The organism is Leclercia sp. UBA1284 (genome assembly GCF_002308415.1).
GTDB lineage: Bacteria > Pseudomonadota > Gammaproteobacteria > Enterobacterales > Enterobacteriaceae > Enterobacter > Enterobacter pneumoniae.
Genome location: NZ_DBUS01000006.1, coordinates 2,130,294 through 2,151,291 on the forward strand (window position 1 = coordinate 2,130,294; position 20,998 = coordinate 2,151,291).

At 56.3% G+C, this 20,998-nt stretch carries 15 protein-coding genes; 8 read left to right on the forward strand and 7 right to left on the reverse strand.

All coding sequences use genetic code 11. The annotated features are described in order from the left end of the window. Positions 1–8 precede the first annotated feature (8 nt). The gene (rcsB, locus tag B3511_RS13465; RefSeq protein ID WP_001061917.1) at positions 9–659 is read left to right on the forward strand and encodes a response regulator transcription factor RcsB; all 651 of its coding nucleotides are present in this window, start codon (positions 9–11) and stop codon (positions 657–659) included. 66 nt (positions 660–725) lie between these two features. Here the strand turns inward: rcsB and rcsC are convergent, their stop codons facing one another. Then, positions 726–3,569, reverse strand: coding sequence for a two-component system sensor histidine kinase RcsC (rcsC, locus tag B3511_RS13470; protein WP_040074731.1), 2,844 nt, complete (start codon positions 3,567–3,569; stop codon positions 726–728). Positions 3,570–3,704: 135 nt separating this feature from the next. Then, complete coding sequence (gene gyrA, locus B3511_RS13475; protein ID WP_286783219.1) at positions 3,705–6,341, reverse strand: DNA topoisomerase (ATP-hydrolyzing) subunit A; 2,637 nt, start codon at positions 6,339–6,341, stop codon at positions 3,705–3,707. A 146-nt stretch (positions 6,342–6,487) separates the two neighbouring features. Between gyrA and ubiG the strand changes: the two genes are divergently transcribed. The 4 genes from ubiG to yfaE all read left to right on the forward strand — a co-directional run bounded on the left by ubiG (position 6,488) and on the right by yfaE (position 11,340). Continuing rightward, positions 6,488–7,216 (forward strand): bifunctional 2-polyprenyl-6-hydroxyphenol methylase/3-demethylubiquinol 3-O-methyltransferase UbiG, encoded by a 729-nt coding sequence (ubiG, locus tag B3511_RS13480; RefSeq protein WP_040074727.1) that lies wholly within the window; start codon positions 6,488–6,490, stop codon positions 7,214–7,216. Between the two features lie 348 nt (positions 7,217–7,564). Beyond that, complete coding sequence (gene nrdA / locus B3511_RS13485) at positions 7,565–9,850, forward strand: class 1a ribonucleoside-diphosphate reductase subunit alpha (RefSeq protein ID WP_040074725.1); 2,286 nt, start codon at positions 7,565–7,567, stop codon at positions 9,848–9,850. A 105-nt stretch (positions 9,851–9,955) separates the two neighbouring features. Beyond that, complete coding sequence (nrdB, locus tag B3511_RS13490) at positions 9,956–11,086, forward strand: class Ia ribonucleoside-diphosphate reductase subunit beta (RefSeq protein WP_040074723.1); 1,131 nt, start codon at positions 9,956–9,958, stop codon at positions 11,084–11,086. Further along, positions 11,086–11,340 (forward strand): class I ribonucleotide reductase maintenance protein YfaE, encoded by a 255-nt coding sequence (yfaE, locus tag B3511_RS13495; protein ID WP_040074722.1) that lies wholly within the window; start codon positions 11,086–11,088, stop codon positions 11,338–11,340. Before nrdB ends, yfaE begins: the two co-directional genes overlap by 1 nt. 6 nt (positions 11,341–11,346) lie before the next feature. Here the strand turns inward: yfaE and inaA are convergent, their stop codons facing one another. From inaA to glpT, 3 genes are all read right to left on the reverse strand, one after another. Continuing rightward, entirely contained in the window at positions 11,347–11,997 is a 651-nt protein-coding gene (gene inaA / locus B3511_RS13500) for a lipopolysaccharide kinase InaA (RefSeq protein ID WP_286783220.1), read from the reverse strand. 232 nt (positions 11,998–12,229) lie between these two features. Next, the gene (gene glpQ / locus B3511_RS13505) at positions 12,230–13,291 is read right to left on the reverse strand and encodes a glycerophosphodiester phosphodiesterase (RefSeq protein WP_286783221.1); all 1,062 of its coding nucleotides are present in this window, start codon (positions 13,289–13,291) and stop codon (positions 12,230–12,232) included. An 11-nt stretch (positions 13,292–13,302) separates the two neighbouring features. After that, on the reverse strand, positions 13,303–14,655 hold the full coding sequence (gene glpT, locus B3511_RS13510) for a glycerol-3-phosphate transporter (RefSeq protein WP_040074718.1): 1,353 nt from the start codon (positions 14,653–14,655) through the stop codon (positions 13,303–13,305). Between the two features lie 250 nt (positions 14,656–14,905). Between glpT and glpA the strand changes: the two genes are divergently transcribed. The 3 genes from glpA to glpC are packed head-to-tail and all read left to right on the forward strand — an operon-like array spanning position 14,906 to position 18,928. Then, positions 14,906–16,534, forward strand: coding sequence for an anaerobic glycerol-3-phosphate dehydrogenase subunit A (glpA, locus tag B3511_RS13515; protein WP_286783224.1), 1,629 nt, complete (start codon positions 14,906–14,908; stop codon positions 16,532–16,534). Then, positions 16,524–17,741 (forward strand): glycerol-3-phosphate dehydrogenase subunit GlpB, encoded by a 1,218-nt coding sequence (glpB, locus tag B3511_RS13520; protein ID WP_286783225.1) that lies wholly within the window; start codon positions 16,524–16,526, stop codon positions 17,739–17,741. The genes glpA and glpB overlap by 11 nt, the downstream gene beginning before the upstream one ends. Beyond that, positions 17,738–18,928 carry an anaerobic glycerol-3-phosphate dehydrogenase subunit GlpC gene (glpC, locus tag B3511_RS13525; RefSeq protein WP_286783226.1) on the forward strand — a complete coding sequence of 397 codons (1,191 nt, stop codon included), beginning with the start codon at positions 17,738–17,740 and terminating at the stop codon, positions 18,926–18,928. The genes glpB and glpC overlap by 4 nt, the downstream gene beginning before the upstream one ends. Before the next feature lie 33 nt (positions 18,929–18,961). Here glpC and B3511_RS13530 read toward each other — a convergent pair whose 3' ends face one another. Next, entirely contained in the window at positions 18,962–20,161 is a 1,200-nt protein-coding gene (locus B3511_RS13530; protein WP_286783228.1) for a nicotinamide mononucleotide deamidase-related protein YfaY, read from the reverse strand. Positions 20,162–20,255: 94 nt separating this feature from the next. After that, complete coding sequence (locus tag B3511_RS13535; RefSeq protein ID WP_046884697.1) at positions 20,256–20,795, reverse strand: YfaZ family outer membrane protein; 540 nt, start codon at positions 20,793–20,795, stop codon at positions 20,256–20,258. Positions 20,796–20,998 lie beyond the last annotated feature (203 nt).

The window sequence follows — 20,998 nt, forward strand, 5'->3', positions numbered from 1 at the left end:
CCCTATACATGAACAATATGAACGTAATTATTGCCGATGACCATCCGATTGTACTGTTCGGTATTCGCAAATCACTTGAACAGATCGAGTGGGTGAATGTTGTTGGCGAATTTGAAGACTCCACAGCACTGATTAATAACCTCCCGAAACTTGATGCGCACGTGCTCATCACCGACCTTTCCATGCCTGGAGATAAGTACGGTGACGGCATTACGCTTATCAAATACATCAAGCGCCATTTCCCAAGCCTGTCGATTATTGTTCTGACCATGAACAATAACCCGGCGATCTTAAGCGCCGTGCTGGATCTCGACATTGAAGGGATTGTCCTGAAACAGGGTGCGCCAACCGATCTGCCGAAAGCGCTGGCCGCACTGCAGAAAGGGAAGAAGTTTACCCCGGAGAGCGTCTCTCGCCTGCTGGAGAAAATCAGCGCAGGTGGCTATGGCGACAAACGTCTGTCACCGAAAGAGAGCGAAGTTCTGCGTCTGTTCGCCGAAGGTTTCCTCGTTACCGAGATCGCCAAAAAGCTGAACCGCAGTATCAAGACCATCAGTAGCCAGAAGAAATCAGCGATGATGAAACTGGGCGTGGAAAATGATATCGCACTGCTTAACTACCTCTCTTCCGTGACCCTGAGCCCGGCGGATAAAGATTAACCCCGTAAAAAAACCGGGCTACGCTTACGCGTGCCCGGCTTCTCAATAACGCCTGCGGGCGTTTTTTTATACCCGCGCTTTTCTCACCCGATCCGCGTAGACCGCCAGCGTCTGTTTTAATACATCCAGCGTGACCGGCTTGGAGAGACAGCTATCCATTCCCGACTCCAGACAGCGCTGCTTCTCTTCCGCCAGCGCGTTGGCCGTTACGCCTACGACCGGGAGCGTGAGGCCAAGCTGACGGATCCGCTGCGTGAGGCGATAACCGTCCATATTCGGCATGTTGACATCACTCAGCACGATATCAATGTGGTTTTTGCTCAGGACATTAAGGGCATCCACGCCGTCGTTCGCGGTTTTACATTGATAGCCCAGCGAGCCGAGCTGATCGGCCAGCAGACGGCGGTTGATAGGATGATCGTCCACCACCAGAATCATCATATCGTCGTTCAACTGCGCCGTTTCCGGTGACGGCAGCGCCGCCGTACCGTCGCTGGTCTCAAGCTCTACGCGCCAAATACGCGCCAGCAGCGCAATCAGCTCATGAGGAGAGGCCACGCTGTTTACCCACACGCCGTGCGCACGCTCAAGCGGAATACCAATATGACGACGGCAGAAGAGTACTGAAGCTTTGCCCTGCCACGGCTGTGCCAGTTCATCATCGGTGAGCAGCACATCTTCCGCATCCGGCGTTTGACCCTGATAGCGCGCCACGCGGATACCGCTGCGGGTCAGCAGGGATTCAAGATAGCTGTGCAGCGAGGCGTTATTAACCGCCAGCCAGCAGCGTTTATCACTCAACCCTTTCACCACCACGCTGGACGGCGACTGGGCAGCATAGAGAGGAATACGAATAGTAAACTGGCTGCCCATGCCCGGTTCGGTATCTACCGAGATATCCCCGTCCATCATGCTGATCAGTTTTTCACAGATCGCTAGCCCCAGTCCGGTGCCCTGGAAGTTACGTTGCACCCCGGTCCCCACCTGGAAGAACGGGTCGAAAAGCTTCACCACCTCTTTGGCCGGGATCCCTACCCCGGTGTCGCGCACGCGGATACTCAGATAATCACCGGCCCGGGTGACATGCAGGACGATGCAGCCGATATCGGTGAATTTAATGGCGTTACTTAACAGGTTAGAGATGACCTGCTGCAGGCGCATCGGGTCTCCCTGCAGGGTAACCGGCACATCAGGCTCGATAAAGCAGTACAGCCCCAGCTGTTTGCGCACCACCAGAGGCAGGTAGTTAGCGCTGATATGGTTCATGACCTCACGGGGAGAGAACTCACGCGGCTCAATCTTCAGCTGTTCCGACTCGATTTTAGAGAAGTCGAGAATGTCGCTGATGATTTTTAGCAGCAGGCTGGAGGAGTTGTTCATTGCCGTCACCAGACGGTCTACGCCCCGCGGCAGCTCTTTGGTTTGCAGCAGATCCAGGTTGCCGATGATGCCGTATAGCGGGGTACGCAACTCATGGCTAACGGTGGCAAGGAACATTGATTTCGACTGGCTCGCCTGCTCTGCCGACTGGGCCATGTCCTGCAACGACTCTTCCATTTTGACGCGGGCCGAGACGTCGACCAGCACGCAGATCGCCACGTTTTCATTACGGTAGCGCGAGTGGACAAAGCTAATCTGCAGATTGGTGTTATTGCTGGTGAGCACGTCCACAAAGTTAACCTGCTGTCCGCAGATAATCTGCGTCAGCCGCTGCCTGTCTTCGTGGGTAAGCATGTTCAGATAGTTATGCGCCAGCTCGTTACTCAGAATGTTAGTGCCGTCGACCGTACGCAGAATGCAGATCCCCACCGGCGCCGAAGCGACAATCTTGCGGTTGAACTGCTCGTGCTCTTCAAGACGCTGGGCGTCGGCTTCTGCCGGAATAAAGATTTTGCGTTCGTACATCCGCGCGAGGGTAAAGAGGGCAATCCCCACCAGCACGTTCAGTAGCACCGAGTTCAGGATTAACATGCGGATCCGCTCAAGCACCATATCCACCGGCACCGAATAGACGATGCTCAGCGAGGACGGCGGTAAGCTTTTCTTCAGCACCAGGTCACGGAAACCGGAGGTATAGCCAAACCATGAACGCTCCTGCATCCAGCGCGGATCGATCTTGATGCGATTTTCCGGTCCGGTCAGGGAAATAAGGGGATGACCGTTTTCGTCCAGGATGGTCACCCCAATTGGTAAGGTGCCCGGGGTAAAGAAGTTCTCCATCCGGATAGTCTGTTCAATACCCAGCAGCGCCTGCAGGCGGTTCGCCAGATACACCGGGGTCAGGGAATAGAAGTACCCTATCCCCGGACGCGGCCCCTGGCTAATCCAGAAGATGTTATTGCCCCGCTCATCCTGCGGCGCATTGCGGTATTTGACGATGCGCTCATGCAGGCTCTTCAGCGCATCATCGCGCTCGACCGGTACATCACGCAGGCCAAAATCGGCCATACAGAGATTGTCACTGCCAATTAAGAAGACGCGATTAAGATCGTAGGCGGCGGAGAAGTTATCGCGCCAGTAGCGCATAAACCAGGCCAGCGACTCCAGCGAACCGCGCCATGCACTGCCCATCGTAGAACAGTCGGAATCCGGGAAAAGCGGTTCGAAATCGGGCACTTCGGCTTTGCTATCACGCCCACGGCTGGCCATGATGCCGTTTTCTGCCGTCAGGCGGTTTTCCGCGATGTATTTCAGCTCTTTCATCACGTCTGAGGTGCGCTGAATATAACGCTGAGCCTGATCGGAGCTAAGATTGAACTCCTGACGAATCTCCGACTCCTTCTGATGCAGCGCGTTCACGATGTAAAACACCGAGAAGAGTGCGATCAATAGCCAGAGTAGCAGTGCCAGCGCCCGAAACAGATAGCGGGAGACTTTTAGCGTAGTTCGAAAGGAGACGAGGTATTTCAAGGGGGCGAGGCTCCGCCATCGGGGTAAAAAAGAATGTGGTTAAGGTAGCGGTAAACGCGCCGGGTCGCAACGTTCACTTGTCTGCTTGTGCAAAAGAAAAGGGCCGGAAACCGGCCCTTTTGCAACAGGGAGACATTACTCGTCAGCGTCGTCCGCTGCATCGTCGTCTACGTCTGCTTCCGGCGCGATTTCATCATCGCCTTCCGCTACGGTACCGTCGATAGAATCAAGCTCTTCATCATCTACCGGTTCAGCAACACGCTGCAGACCCACTACGTTTTCGTCTTCCGCAGTACGGATAAGGATCACGCCCTGCGTATTACGGCCGACGATGCTGATCTCGGAAACGCGTGTGCGCACCAGCGTACCGGCATCGGTGATCATCATAATCTGGTCAGCATCGTCTACCTGTACCGCGCCCACAACGGAACCGTTGCGCTCGGTCACTTTGATAGAGATAACGCCCTGGGTGCCGCGAGACTTGGTTGGATACTCGTTCTCCGCCGTACGTTTACCATAGCCATTCTGGGTAACGGTCAGGATTGCCCCTTCGCTACGTGGAACGATCAGGGAGACCACGGCATCTTCGCCCGCCAGTTTGATACCGCGAACGCCGGTCGCCGTACGACCCATTGCGCGCACCGCGTTCTCTTTAAAGCGCACCACTTTACCGGCGGCAGAGAAGAGCATCACTTCATCAGAACCGGAGGTCAGATCCACGCCAATCAGTTCGTCGCCTTCGTTCAGGTTCACCGCAATAATACCGGCAGAACGCGGACGGCTGAATTCGGTCAGCGCGGTTTTCTTCACGGTACCGCTGGCGGTCGCCATAAAGACGTTCACGCCCTCTTCGTACTCACGCACCGGCAGGATAGCGGTAATACGCTCGTTCGCTTCCAGCGGCAGCAGGTTGACGATTGGACGACCACGCGCGCCACGGCTCGCTTCCGGCAGCTGATAGACTTTCATCCAGTAGAGACGACCGCGGCTTGAGAAGCAGAGGATCGTGTCATGGGTGTTCGCCACCAGCAGGCGGTCGATAAAGTCTTCTTCTTTAATACGTGCGGCAGATTTGCCTTTACCGCCACGACGCTGAGCTTCGTAGTCGGTGAGCGGCTGATACTTCACATAGCCCTGGTGAGACAGGGTGACCACCACATCTTCGCGGTTGATCAGATCTTCAATGTTGATATCAGAGCTGTTAGCGGTGATTTCAGTACGACGCGCATCGCCAAACTGGTCGCGGACCAGCTCCAGCTCTTCGCGGATCACTTCCATCAGACGCTCGGCGCTGCCCAGGATGTGCAGCAGCTCAGCAATCTGTTCCAGCAGCTCTTTGTACTCGTCGAGCAGTTTTTCATGCTCAAGGCCGGTCAGTTTCTGCAGACGCAGATCCAGAATCGCCTGGGCCTGCTGCTCAGTCAGATAGTACTGACCATCGCGCACGCCGAATTCAGGATCCAGCCACTCAGGACGTGCAGCGTCATCACCCGCACGTTCGAGCATGGCAGAGACGTTACCCAGCGCCCATGGCTGAGAGACTAACGCCGCTTTCGCTTCCGCAGGGGTTGGCGCACGACGAATCAATTCAATAATCGGTTCGATGTTTGCCAGGGCCACGGCCAGCGCTTCAAGGATGTGCGCACGGTCGCGCGCTTTGCGCAGTTCGAAAATGGTACGACGCGTTACCACTTCACGGCGGTGACGCACGAACGCGCTCAGAATCTCTTTTAGGTTCATGATCTTCGGCTGGCCATGGTGCAGCGCAACCATGTTGATACCGAAGGAGACCTGCAGCTGAGTCTGGGAGTAGAGGTTGTTAAGAACCACTTCACCCACCGCGTCGCGTTTGATCTCAATCACGATGCGCATCCCGTCTTTATCAGACTCGTCACGCAGCGCGCTGATACCTTCAACACGTTTCTCTTTTACCAGCTCGGCGATTTTTTCAATCAGACGCGCTTTGTTCACCTGATACGGGATCTCGTGAACAATGATGGTTTCACGGCCGGTTTTGGCGTCCGCTTCCACTTCCGCACGGGCACGGATATAAATTTTGCCGCGACCGGTGCGATACGCTTCTTCAATACCACGACGACCATTGATGATCGCCGCTGTCGGGAAATCCGGGCCCGGGATGTGTTCCATCAGCCCTTCAATGCTGATCTCTTCATCGTCGATATAGGCCAGGCAGCCGTTGATGACTTCGGTAATATTGTGTGGCGGAATGTTGGTTGCCATACCCACGGCGATACCGGACGACCCGTTAACGAGCAGGTTCGGGATCTTGGTAGGCATAACATCTGGGATTCGCTCGGTACCGTCGTAGTTATCGACGAAATCAACGGTCTCTTTTTCCAGGTCGGCCATCAGCTCATGGGCGATTTTCGACATACGGATTTCCGTATAACGCATCGCCGCTGCGGAGTCGCCGTCAACAGAACCAAAGTTACCCTGACCATCTACCAGCATGTAACGCAAGGAGAATGGCTGCGCCATACGGACGATGGTGTCATATACGGCGGTATCACCATGGGGGTGGTATTTACCGATTACGTCACCAACGACACGGGCAGATTTTTTGTAGGCTTTATTCCAGTCATTGCCCAATACGTTCATGGCGTATAGTACGCGACGGTGTACCGGTTTAAGTCCATCGCGGACATCCGGCAGCGCACGGCCAACAATGACCGACATCGCATAGTCCAGATAGGAGCTCTTCAGCTCTTCCTCGATGTTAACCGGTGTAATTTCTCTCGCAAGGTCGCTCATCTAACCGCTATCCCTCTACTGTATCCCGGATTCAAAGGTCGCAAATTATAACACAGCCGCGGTGTAAGAGGTAAACCAATACGGTTTATTCATCCCCTTCACCTGATATACTTCCGGGTCTGACCACAAAAGGAGTAAAAGCGCCCATGAATGCCGAAAAAACGTCGGTGGGTCACAACGTTGACCATGAAGAGATCGCCAAATTCGAAGCCGTCGCCTCGCGCTGGTGGGACCTTGAAGGCGAGTTTAAACCGCTGCATCGTATTAACCCGCTACGTCTGGGCTACATCGCCGAGCGCTCCGGTGGCCTGTTTGGCAAAAAGGTGCTTGATGTCGGCTGCGGCGGCGGAATTCTGGCAGAAAGCATGGCGCGCGAAGGCGCGAACGTTACCGGGCTGGATATGGGCTTCGAGCCACTGCAGGTAGCACGACTGCATGCGCTGGAATCGGGTGTACAGGTTGAGTATGTTCAAGAGACCGTAGAAGAGCACGCCGCTAAGTATGCTCATCAGTATGACGTAGTGACCTGCATGGAGATGCTCGAGCACGTTCCTGATCCGCAGTCGGTGGTGAGCGCCTGTGCAAAACTGGTTAAGCCCGGCGGTCAGGTCTTCTTCTCTACCATCAACCGTAACGGCAAGGCCTGGCTGATGGCAGTGGTCGGGGCTGAATATGTCCTGCGCATGGTGCCGAAAGGGACCCACGACGTGAAGAAATTTATTAAGCCTGCCGAGTTACTGAGCTGGGTTGACCAGACGGGGCTTAAAGAGCAGCACATGACCGGTCTCCACTACAATCCTGTTCTGGATAAATTCAAGCTTGGGCCGGGCGTTGATGTTAATTATATGTTGCATACAACGGCAAAAAACGACTAACGACATCACGAATTCTTATAAACAATGCGCAACCCTGTGTTGCGCAATTTTGCCCGTCGTTGAAGAAATCAGCACTTGATCAAAATTTGGATTTTTTTTCTAGATTATTGACACGGGGTCCAGGCCTTATAGCACGAGGACTTACGCTTTTTTACCCTTTCACAACCTCAAATTAACGTCAAAATCAACCCTTGTACTGAAATGATTCGATACTAGAATACTCACCATATAGCGTTTCTCTTATCGCAAACCCCCTATATGTAGTATTTATCCACAGAGTTAGTCACAAGGCGAATCTGTGGATAAGCGGGGGATATTTTTTTATTTCACGGACAGGTAAAAACCCACATGAATCAGAGTCTGCTGGTGACAAAGCGCGACGGTGCAACCGAGCGTATCAATCTGGACAAAATCCATCGTGTTCTCGACTGGGCAGCAGAAGGACTGAATAACGTATCAATCTCCCAGGTCGAACTGCGATCGCACATCCAGTTCTACGATGGTATCAAAACCTCTGATATCCACGAGACCATCATCAAAGCCGCGGCAGATTTGATCTCCCGCGAAGCGCCGGATTATCAGTACCTGGCGGCACGTCTGGCCATCTTCCATCTGCGCAAAAAAGCCTACGGTCAGTTTGAACCGCCAGCCCTGTACGATCACGTCGTGAAAATGGTCGAGCTGGGCAAGTACGACACGCATCTGCTGGAAGACTACACGGAAGAAGAGTTCAAGCAGATGGACGGGTTTATCGACCACTGGCGCGACATGAACTTCTCCTATGCTGCCGTTAAGCAGCTGGAAGGCAAATACCTGGTGCAAAACCGCGTGACCGGTGAGATCTACGAAAGCGCACAGTTCCTCTATATTCTGGTTGCCGCTTGCCTGTTCTCTAACTACCCGCGTGACACCCGTCTGGAATATGTGAAGCGTTTCTATGATGCGGTCTCCACCTTTAAAATTTCGCTGCCTACGCCAATCATGTCTGGCGTGCGTACCCCAACGCGTCAGTTCAGCTCTTGCGTACTGATCGAATGCGGTGACAGCCTGGATTCCATTAACGCCACCTCCAGCGCCATTGTGAAATATGTCTCCCAGCGTGCCGGCATCGGTATCAACGCGGGCCGTATTCGTGCGCTGGGTAGCCCTATTCGCGGCGGTGAAGCGTTCCACACCGGCTGTATTCCGTTCTATAAACATTTCCAGACTGCCGTGAAGTCCTGCTCTCAGGGCGGCGTGCGCGGCGGTGCGGCTACCCTCTTCTACCCAATGTGGCACCTGGAAGTGGAAAGCCTGCTGGTACTGAAAAATAACCGTGGCGTGGAAGGTAACCGCGTGCGTCACATGGACTACGGCGTACAGATCAACAAACTGATGTACACCCGTCTGCTGAAGGGCGAAGACATCACCCTGTTTAGCCCGTCCGACGTACCGGGTCTGTACGACGCTTTCTTTGCCGATCAGGACGAGTTTGAGCGTCTGTACACCAAATACGAAAAAGATGACAGCATTCGTAAGCAGCGCGTGAAAGCGGTCGATCTCTTCTCCCTGATGATGCAGGAACGTGCTTCGACTGGCCGTATCTACATTCAGAACGTTGACCACTGTAACACCCACAGCCCGTTCGATCCGGCGATTGCCCCGGTGCGTCAGTCTAACCTGTGCCTGGAAATCGCCCTGCCGACCAAACCGCTGGACGATGTGAACGACGAAAACGGCGAGATCGCGCTCTGTACGCTTTCCGCGTTTAACCTGGGTGCGATTAAGAGCCTGTCCGAGCTGGAAGAGCTGGCGGTGCTGGCGGTTCGCGCGCTCGACGCCCTGCTCGATTACCAGGATTATCCAATCCCGGCGGCCAAACGCGGTGCAATGGGTCGTCGTACCCTGGGTATTGGTGTCATCAACTTCGCCTACTGGCTGGCGAAGAACGGTAAGCGTTACTCCGATGGCAGCGCCAACAACCTGACCCATGAGACGTTTGAAGCCATTCAGTACTACTTGCTGAAAGCCTCTAACGAACTGGCGAAAGAGCAAGGTGCCTGCCCGTGGTTCAATGAAACCACCTATGCAAAAGGCATTATGCCAATCGACACCTACAAGAAAGACCTGGATGCGATTGTCAGCGAGCCGCTGCACTTGGACTGGGACGCGCTTCGTGAGTCCATCAAGACCCACGGCCTGCGTAACTCCACGCTCTCTGCCCTGATGCCGTCCGAGACCTCTTCGCAGATCTCTAACGCCACTAATGGCATTGAGCCGCCGCGCGGCCACGTGAGCATTAAGGCGTCGAAAGATGGCATCCTGCGCCAGGTGGTGCCGGATTATGAACTGCTGAAAAACAACTACGAACTGCTGTGGGAAATGCCGAACAACGATGGCTACCTGCAACTGGTGGGTATCATGCAGAAGTTCATCGATCAGGCGATCTCGGCGAATACAAACTATGACCCGTCACGTTTCCCGTCCGGAAAAGTGCCGATGCAGCAGTTGCTGAAAGACCTGCTTACCGCTTACAAATTTGGCGTGAAAACCCTGTACTATCAAAACACCCGTGACGGTGCAGAAGATGCACAGGATGACCTGGCTCCTTCTATCCAGGATGATGGCTGCGAAAGCGGCGCATGTAAGATCTAATAAATCCCCTCACCCTAACCCTCTCCTACAAGGAGAGGGAACTCTTTCCCCCTCTCCCTGTGGGAGAGGGCCGGGGTGAGGGAAATAACACCACAGGACACATTCATGGCATACACCACCTTTTCACAGACGAAAAATGACCAGCTCAAAGAGCCGATGTTTTTCGGCCAGCCGGTCAACGTGGCACGCTACGATCAGCAAAAATATGACATCTTCGAAAAGCTGATTGAAAAGCAACTCTCCTTCTTCTGGCGTCCGGAAGAAGTGGACGTTTCACGCGATCGCATCGATTTCCAGGCATTGCCAGAGCATGAGAAGCATATCTTCCTCAGCAACCTGAAATACCAGACGCTGCTGGACTCTATTCAGGGACGTAGCCCGAACGTGGCGCTGCTGCCGTTGATCTCTATTCCGGAGCTGGAAACCTGGGTTGAGACCTGGGCGTTTTCCGAGACGATCCACTCACGCTCCTATACCCATATCATCCGTAATATCGTTAACGATCCGGCGATTGTGTTTGATGATATCGTGACGAACGACCAGATCCTGAAGCGCGCAGAGGGCATCTCTCACTTCTACGACGATCTGATTGAGATGACCAGCTACTGGCATCTGCTGGGCGAAGGTACGCACACCGTTAACGGTAAAACCGTCACCGTCAGCCTGCGCGAGCTGAAGAAAAAACTGTACTTGTGCCTGATGAGCGTGAACGCGCTGGAAGCGATCCGCTTCTACGTCAGTTTCGCCTGCTCCTTCGCCTTTGCTGAACGTGAGCTGATGGAAGGCAACGCGAAAATCATCCGCCTGATTGCCCGTGACGAAGCCCTGCATTTGACAGGTACTCAGCATATGCTGAACCTGCTGCGCAGCGGTGTAGACGATCCGGAAATGGCCGAGATCGCAGAAGAGTGCAAACAGGAGAGCTACGACCTGTTCGTTCAGGCTGCAGTGCAGGAAAAAGAGTGGGCAGAGTATCTGTTCCAGGGCGGCTCCATGATTGGCCTGAACAAAGATATTCTCTGCCAGTACGTCGAGTACATTACCAATATCCGTATGCAGGCGGTGGGCCTTGACCTGCCGTTCCAGACGCGCTCTAACCCGATTCCGTGGATCAATACCTGGCTGGTCTCTGACAATGTGCAGGTTGCGCCGCAGGAAGTGGAGGTGAGCTCTTACCTGGTCGGTCAGATTGACTCTGAAGTGAATACCGACGACCTGAGCGACTTCCAGCTCTGATGAGCCGCGTGACGCTTCGCCTTTCCGGCACAGAGGTTATGTGCCGGGATGAGCACCCCTCCCTGCTGATTGCTCTTGAGTCGCATCAGGTTGAAGTAGAGTACCAGTGTCGTGAAGGTTACTGCGGCTCTTGCCGCTGTCGCCTGGTATCCGGTCAGGTGGACTGGATTGCCGAACCGCTGGCCTTCATCAGCGAAGGGGAAATTTTGCCCTGCTGCTGCAGGGCTAAAGGGGATATTGAGATCGAGATGTAACAGCGATTACATCGCGTAGTAATACGCTTTGACCTGTTCCCAGTCACGCTTCGGAATCGGATCCAGATATTTTTCCAGCTGCCGGAAGTCGTTATTCGCAGCCTTATGGCGGCGCAGACGACGGCGGCTCTTCTCAAGATCGAGAAATCCTGCCTCGACCACCCCTTCGGTCTTCACATAGATATGACGTACATAGCAGCAACCATGCTGGCGGTTAACGCTATGCATTTTTTTGAACGCCAGGGCGACCGCTTTTAGCATGGCGTCACGCACCTCGTCCGGGAACGGCGTAATTGCGTGCTGATGATACCAGTCAGCAATACTGATAAATCCCGCCATATCTTCGGTGACCAGCAGGGCACGCCATTCACCCTCGACCTTCATCGCTTTGCCATAAACGATCTTAGGAACGATCACACCCGCTTTTTCCAGATCGTGGATAACGCTGATCTCACGAACAATGGTGGGGCGGCCAAAAGGGTAACGTAAGGAGTGGAACAGATGGTGCGTCATGCGTTTGACATACAGCTTTTTGCCGTCACGCTCGACACATTGCACGCCGCTCATTCCCTTACGCCGAAAGTTCGGTTCTTCAACCCAGTCGCCTTCTGTGGCCCACCAATGGCTAAATTCTTTATCTTTTGCAGCCATGTTCATGCTGTACCATCCGTTACTATTCACAGGTAAATAATCAGCCTTATGATAACTAGGATGATTAGGAAAAATCTCAACAATTTGTGTCGGGAAGCAGACAACGTCCCACTTAATAAAGGCTTTATTCATGGCAGGCAGGATAGGCGAACGGAGTAAGGCTGCGTAAAGGGTTAGTGGCGAGGGTTCGGCGGTCCCGGCCTGCGAAATCGCAGGCCGGATGAGGTTACGTCTGTCATTAACGCTTGTGGTTCAAAAATTCCACAGCCTTATCGGGGAAATCCGTAAACAACCCGTCGACGCCCGCCTGGTTGTACAGCACGTTGTAAAGCTGGTTCACGTCCGTCGCATAATCAGGCAGCTGGTCGGCTCGCACCGTAAAAGGATGGACCTGCATATGGTTCGCATGCGCCTCTTTGACCATCGCCGTCAGCTTTATGTGACCCGGCGTTGAGTCCTCCGCCACCAGCATGTGGTAATCCGGCCCGATGCCGTCGGCGTACTGGGCAATCTGCTTCATCGCGCCCGGCTTAAACATCCAGTCGTAGTTGTAGTTAACCCACTTGCCGTCCGGCTGCTTCTCCTGCGTTTCATTCCAGTCGGTATAGGCAATCAGCTGCACCAGGTTGAGATCCATCCCCCGCTTCGGTTCCAGCTCGGTTTTGATGCGCTTGAGTTCAGCCGCATCAAAGCACTGAAGGTAGACCTTATCCTTCTTACTGGTGTAGCCGTACTGCTTCAGCACATCCAGCGTTTTCGCCGCAATGTCCTTCCCTTCCTGATGATGGAACCACGGCGCTTTGATCTCCGGGTAGATGCCGATGTTTTTACCGGTAGAGTGGTTCAGCCCCTGCACAAACTCGATTTCCTCTTCAAAGGTATGAATGCGGAAGTCGGATTTGCCCATCGGGAAACGCCCCGGATAGACCTGTACCTTCTTGCCGTTTTCAATCTCGAAGCCTTCGGTAAATTTCAGCGATCGGATCTCAGCAAGCGTGAAGTCGATGGCGTAATAACGGCCGTCCTTGCGGGCACGGTCGGGAAAACGGTCGGCGACATCGGTAACGCGGTCAAGATAGTGGTCATGCAGGACGACCAGATGGTCGTCCCGGGTCATCACCAGATCCTGCTCGAGGTAATCCGCCCCCTGCGCGTAAGCCATCGCTTTCGCGGGCAGCGTATGCTCGGGCAGATAGCCGCTGGCGCCACGGTGGGCAATGACAATCTTATCTGCCGCCAGCGCCGAGCCTGTCATGGCACCGGCCAGCAGCAGGCCGGTCGCGAGTTGCGTCAGTTTCATCGTAATGCTCCTTATTGACGACGTGCCTGTAATTCAGCGTGATGACGTTTTTCACCAATCATGACAACAATCAGCAGCAGTACCGCCAGTACGCTACCGCCAATCATCACCATGAAGCCGCCATCCCAGCCGAAGAAGTCAACGGTATAGCCGACAATAGCGCTTGCGGCGACCGAGCCGCCAAGGTAGCCAAACAGGCCGGTAAAGCCTGCCGCCGTCCCTGCTGCTTTCTTCGGTGCCAGCTCAAGGGCATGCAGGCCAATCAGCATCACCGGGCCGTAGATCAGGAAGCCGATCACAATCATACAGGCCATGTCCACGCCCGGGTTGCCCGGTGGGTTAAGCCAGTAAACGACGGTGGCGATGGTCACCAGGGTCATAAAGAAGACGCCCGTTGCACCACGGTTGCCGCGGAAGACCTTGTCCGACATCCAGCCACAAATCAGCGTGCCCGGGATACCCGCGTATTCATACAGGAAGTAGGCCCAGGAGGATTTATCCAGCGCGAAGTGTTTAACCTCTTTCAGGTAGGTTGGCGACCAGTCGAGGATGCCGTAGCGCAGCAGGTAAACAAAGACGTTGGCGACCGCGATATACCACAGCAGTTTGTTGGGCAGCACGTATTTCATGAAGATCTGTTTGGCCGTCAGCTCCTCTTCATGCTGTTCGCTATAGTCGTCCGGATAGTCGTTTTTATACTCTTCGATTGGCGGCAGGCCGCAGGACTGCGGCGTATCGCGCATCAGGGCGAAGGCGATAATCGCTACCACGATCGCGCCAAACGCCGGCATGTAAAGCGCGGCTTTCCAGTCGTTGAACCATGCCATCCCGAGCAGGAACAGCAGCGGAGGGATACCGCCGCCCACGTTATGCGCGCAGTTCCAGACCGACACAATCCCGCCACGCTCTTTCTGCGACCACCAGTGCACCATGGTGCGTCCGCACGGCGGCCAGCCCATCCCCTGGAACCAGCCGCAGAGGAACAGCAGCACAAACATAATCGCGATACTGGAGGTCGCCCAGGGCACAAAGCCCATAAATAACATCACCGCGGCCGCCAGAATCAAACCGGCTGGCAGGAACACGCGCGGATTTGAGCGATCCGACACCGACCCCATAATGAACTTGGAAAAGCCGTAGGCGATCGAGATCCCCGAGAGCGCAAACCCTAAATCACCGCGCGAGAAGCCCTGCTCCACCAGATACGGCATGGCGAGCGCGAAGTTTTTACGTACCAGATAATACGCCGCGTACCCGAAGAAAATCCCCAGGAAGATTTGCCAACGCAGACGGCGGTAAAGCGGATCTATCTCTGCCTCTGGCAGACGCGCCCGATGCGGCGCAGGTTTAAAGATACTGAGCATGACAGCCTCCGTGGCCTTGTGATGAATGAGAAGGTGCTTCGCACCCGATTCCAGAGGCGGGGATGTTAAGAAATCACGGTGATTGTTACTGTGAATCAACGCACAGATTGTTACAGAAATATGACAGAATGCGCAAAATAGCGCATGAAATCACGTTTCACTTTCGAAAAGCGCGCGTTTATGTTCGAAATCAAACAAACCACATTTTTAGTGTGGCTAAATGATAAAAAACGAACATAGAGGGAAGACAATGACGGTTCTCGATCCTCGCTACAGCGATGTAATAATCATTGGCGGCGGCGCAACCGGGGCCGGCATCGCCCGCGACTGTGCCCTGCGTGGCTTGAGCGTGACCCTGCTGGAGCGCCATGATATTGCGACAGGCGCCACGGGCCGCAACCACGGCCTGCTGCACAGCGGCGCGCGGTACGCGGTAACCGACGGCGAGTCGGCGCGGGAGTGCATTACGGAAAACCAGATCCTGAAACGCATCGCCCGCCACTGCGTCGAGCCGACCAATGGACTGTTCATTACCCTCCCCGAAGACGATCTCGCGTTTCAGCAAACCTTTATCGCCGCCTGTACGGCCGCCGGGATCCAGGCCGAGGCCATCGACCCGGCGCTGGCGCGTCGGCTGGAGCCTTCTGTCAACCCGGCCCTCACCGGCGCGGTGAAAGTTCCCGACGGCACGGTCGATCCGTTTCGCCTGACCGCCGCCAATATGCTGGACGCACGCGAACACGGCGCGCGCATTCTGACCGGGCATGAAGTCACCGGGCTTATCCGCGACGGCAATACTGTGCGCGGCGTGCGGGTGTTCGACCCGCAATATAACGAGCGCAGCGAACTGTTCGCCGCCGTGGTTATCAATGCGGCGGGGATCTGGGGGCAGCGCATCGCGGAATACGCCGACTTATCCCTCCGCATGTTCCCGGCGAAAGGTTCACTGCTGATCCTCGACCATCGCATCAACAACCACGTCATCAACCGCTGTCGTAAGCCTTCCGACGCCGATATTCTGGTCCCGGGCGATACCATTTCGCTTATCGGCACCACCTCTACCCACATCGATTACAGCGAGATTGACGTTAACCGGGTGACGGCCGAAGAGGTGGATATTCTGCTGCGCGAAGGCGAGAAACTGGCTCCGGTGATGGCGCAAACCCGCATTCTGCGCGCCTATGCGGGCGTGCGGCCGCTGGTCGCCAGCGATAACGACCCCAGCGGGCGCAACGTCAGCCGGGGAATTGTCCTGCTCGATCATGCCCAACGTGACGGCATGGAGGGCTTTATCACCATCACCGGCGGCAAGCTTATGACCTACCGCCTGATGGCGGAGTGGGCCACGAATGCAGTCTGCCGCAAGCTTGGTAACACCACGCCGTGCGTCACGGCAGAACAGCCCCTGCCCGGCTCGCGTCAGTCCACCGAGAAAACGCTACAGAAAATCATCTCCCTTCCCGCCCCGCTGCGCGGCTCTGCTATTTATCGCCACGGCGACAGAACGCCGCAGTGGCTTGGCGAGGGGCGACTAAGCCGCAGCCTGGTATGCGAGTGCGAAGCGGTGACCGCAGGCGAGGTGCAATATGCCGTCGAGAATCTGACGGTCAATACGCTGCTCGATCTTCGCCGCCGCACGCGCGTCGGCATGGGTACCTGTCAGGGCGAGCTTTGCGCCTGTCGCGCCGCCGGGCTGCTGCAACGCTTTCACGCCACCACCTCAGCGCAGTCCCTGGCCCAGCTCAGCGATTTCCTCAATGAACGCTGGAAAGGCATTCAGCCCGTTGCCTGGGGCGATGCCCTGCGCGAAAGCGAGTTTACCCGCTGGGTTTATCAGGGACTTTGCGGCCTGGAGAAGGAGCCACATAATGAAATTTAATACCGTTATTGTCGGCGGCGGGCTGGCAGGGCTGCTGTGCGGGATCACGCTCACGCAACGTGGTCTGCGCTGCGCCATCATTACCCGCGGGCAGAGCGCTTTGCACTTCTCTTCCGGATCGCTGGATCTCCTCGACGATGCCTGTCGCGGCGCACTTGCGCCTGAGCATCCTTACACCCTGATCGGCGAGCACAACATTGCCCGCCTGGCGCAGGAAACCGAAAGGCTGCTGAGCGCCTGTGGCGCGCGGATGCAGGGCAGCGCTGAGAAAAATCACCAGCGCGTGACGCCGCTCGGCACCCTGCGTTCCGCGTGGCTCAGCCCGGAAGACGTTCCTGTCGCCCCGTTCAGCGCAGAACGCGTAATGGTGGTGGGGATTGGCGGTTTTCTTGATTTTCAGCCGCACCTGGCGGCGGCCTCGCTCTGTCAGCGCGGCATTAACGCGACGGCGGCGGAAATAGACCTTCCCGAACTGGACGTGCTGCGCGAAAACCCCAGCGAGTTTCGGGCAGTGAATATCGCGCGGCTGCTGGATAACGACGATAACTGGCCGCTGCTGTATGACGCGCTCAGGCCGCTCGCTGAACAGTGTGACGCCCTGTTGATGCCTGCGTGCTTTGGCCTCACTGACAATCGACTCTGGCGCTGGCTGTCGGACCGCCTGCCGTGCACGCTCGGCTTGCTGCCGACCCTTCCCCCTTCCGTACCGGGTATTCGGCTGCACACGCAGCTTAAGCAAAAATTTATTGCCCAGGGCGGCGTGTGGATGGCGGGTGACGAGGTGAAAAAGATCACGCTATCTGATAACGAGGTCAGCGAGGTGTGGACGCGAAACCACGGCGACATTCCGCTGCGCGCGCGCGCCGTGGTACTGGCCAGCGGCAGCTTTTTCAGTAACGGGTTACTGAGTACCCGCGAGGGGATCCGCGAAGCCATTCTGGGGCTGGATGTCCGGCAGAGCGCCTCCCGTTCGGACTGGTATCAGAGTGATTTCTTTACGCCGCAGCCCTGGCAGCAGTTTGGCGTGATTGTTGATCACCACCTGCACCCGCAGCTCAACGGCCAGTCGCTTAACGGCCTCTACGCCATCGGCTCGATTCTGGGCGGCTACGATCCGATTGCCCAGGGCTGTGGCGGCGGCGTGTGTGCTATCACGGCGCTTCATGCCGCAGAGCAGATTATTCAACGCACGGAGGCAGAACAATGAGCGATAGCCGTTTCGAAAGCTGCATAAAATGCACGGTGTGTACCACGGTCTGCCCGGTCAGCGGCGTGAACCCGCGCTATCCTGGCCCAAAACAGGCCGGGCCTGACGGCGAGCGCCTGCGTCTGAAAGACGCCGCACTCTACGATGATGCGCTGAAATACTGCATTAACTGCAAGCGCTGCGAGGTGGCCTGTCCGTCAGACGTCAAAATCGGCGACATCATCCAGCGCGCCCGGGCGCAGTACAGCAGGCAAAAACCGACGCTGCGCGATGCGATCCTCAGCCATACCGACCTGATGGGCAGCGTTTCCACGCCCTTCGCGCCGCTGGTGAATGCCGCCACCTCCCTGAAACCGGTACGCCGGCTGCTCGACGCGACGCTGAAAATTGACCACCACCGCAGCCTGCCGAAATACTCCCACGGCACCTTCCGTCGCTGGTACAAATCGGTGGCGGCAGAACAGGCCCGCTTTGCCGATCAGGTGGCGTTCTTCCATGGCTGCTACGTGAATTACAACCACCCGCAGTTGGGAAAAGACCTGCTGAAAGTGCTGAACGCGATGGGCACGGGTGTGCAGCTCCTCAGCAAGGAAAAATGCTGCGGCGTGCCGCTGATTGCCAACGGCTTTACGGATAAAGCGCGCAGGCAGGCCCGCAGCAACGTCACCTCCCTGCGCGATGCGATCGTCGGGAAAGGGATACCGGTCCTGGCTACCTCGTCTACCTGCACCTTCACCCTTCGCGATGAGTACCCCCACCTGCTGGACGTGGATAACACCGATCTGCGCGACCATATTGAACTGGCAACGCGGTTTCTGTGGCGCATGCTGGACAGCGGGAAGACCTTACCGCTGGGCACCCTGCCGCTGAAGGTGGTGTATCACACCCCGTGTCATATGGAAAAGATGGGCTGGTCGCTGTATACGCTGGAGCTGCTGCGGCTGATCCCCGGGCTGGAGCTGACGGTGCTGGATTCGCGCTGTTGCGGGATAGCGGGCACCTACGGTTTTAAGCGTGAAAACTATGACACGTCGAAGGCAATTGGCGCGCCGCTGTTCAGGCAGATAGAGGAGAGCGGCGCCGATCTGGTGGTGACCGACTGCGAAACCTGCAAATGGCAGATTGAAATGTCCACCAGCAAACGCTGCGAACATCCCATCACCCTGCTGGCAAAGGCGCTGGGCTAAGCGTTGCCGGGGCGGTTCGCCCCGGCTCATCCGTTAATCAACAAACAGCGAATCAACCACATTGATCCAGCCATGCTCGCTGGCGACCGGTTTGTCGTTCAGCCAGCGCCGCAGCATGTTGAGCGCCATCATCGCACACACCTCCTGACGCACCGCCTGGCTGTGGCGGGTGATACTCATTTTTACCTGCAGCGCATGGGTTCCTTCCGGCGTCGCGAGAGCAAAATTAAGATGCTCGTCATCCACGCCGCCGACGGCCAGCGCCAGCCCGGCGAAATGCTTAACCCTGCGCTCGGCCGCCCAGCGCGCGGTCTGTGCCAGCGTTTCCTGCTGGAACGGCACCACTTCACTGGCCAGCAGCGGCGCATCCGCCCGAGAAAGCTGCAGCGCCAGCAACCCGCCGGTGAACTGTTCGCTCAGCGTGACGCTTAGCTGGCGAGCCTTCAGGGTCCGGGCAATCTGCGCAGGCAACCCTTCCGTTCCCTCAAAGATCAGGCTCTCTCCCGCCACGCGCTGCACCTCAGGCCATAGCGCCAGCATGGCCTCCTTTTGCGTCGCCGGGCCGGTCAGCTTCAGTTCAATAATCGGTATGGAGGAGCGGTAGCCCATCGAGACGCCTGGCGGCAGCGGCAGGCTGTCGAGGCTCTGGGCAAGATCGCTTTCAGAGCGGCCAAAGGTGGTCAAACGCAGACACAGCGGCGGCTCAGGCAGAGTGAAACGCGCGCGCAGGCGCGGCAGAATTTGCTGCTCGACCATCACTTTAAATTCAGACGGCACGCCCGGGGTGAAGAACATCAGGCAGCGGTTAAGTTTAATGGCAAAGCCACAGGCAGTGCCGACGGGGTTATCCACCAGCTCGGCGCTGGCCGGGATTTCGGCCTGCTTGCGGTTGCTGGGGGCCATGACGCGACCGCGATCCGAGAAAAAGCGCTCCATCTGCGCCAGCCACGCTTCGTGGAGGACCAGCCCTTCGCCTTTCGCCGTGGCGGCGGCCAGCGCGCTAAGATCGTCTCCGGTTGGGCCAAGGCCGCCGTTCACAATCAGCACGTCAGCGTGCTCGCTGCGTTCGCGCAGAATGTTCACCAGCGACTCAAGGTCGTCGCCTACCGTATTGCGGCGCGTTAACGGTAATCCCTGTTCAAAGAATAAATCGGCGAGCCAGGCCGCATTGGTATCGATAATTTGACCATGCAGCACTTCATCGCCGGTGGATAACATCTCCACGTTAATCATTGTGTTCTCCCGCTTTAATAGTCAAAACACTATAGCGCAATTGGGAGAGGGGGGAAGCGATAAACTGGCGCGGCAGGCCGCCGCGCCGGGGGGATTAGAAGCCTGCGCTCACGCCCACGTATGGGCCGTCAGCCAGGGCGTTGTCGCGGTTGCCGTTTTTACCGGCCAGGTTCAGATAGCGGTAGCCTGCTTCGATGGTAACAGGACGCATGATGGTCCAGCGCGCACCGGCGTTAGCTTCCTGATAGCTGTCGATACCGCTGGAGAGCGAATCCGGAGAGTAGTAGTACTCGCCGAACAGGCCGAAGCTGTCGCCAATTTTCCACTGCAGCCCGCCGCCAACGGCCGCCGCGTACCCTTCATCACCGTCGTTCGGGTTGGTGTAGATACCTTTACCGCCCACGGTTGCCAGGAATGGCCCCAGCGGAACGTTCAGGCCAAGGCCGAGGCTTGCCGCATCGCCGTCGTCGTCGTTATGCGTCCAGCCGCCCGTCATCGCCAGGCCGGAGGTTTCCGTCCCCAGGCCAAAGCCCAGATGGGTGTACTCTTTACCCGCCGAGCCGTTAAAGGAAATTGCGTTTGCTGCTACTGAAACAAACATCAGGCCTGCGCCCAAAAATGCCACTTTTTTCATTGTCGTGTCCCGCACGTAATAATTAGAGATCTCCCAAAACCGCGAGATTTTAACCTGCGTGTCTTTGGGATCAAGCACTCTGTGTGCGTCAGGCAATTAGTTTGTAACGGTTTGATAATTTCGGTATTTACAGCATCAATAAAAAGCGCATTTTTACTGCGCGTTAACTGAAGGTGGGCGCGCTAATCTTCTTCAACATCTCA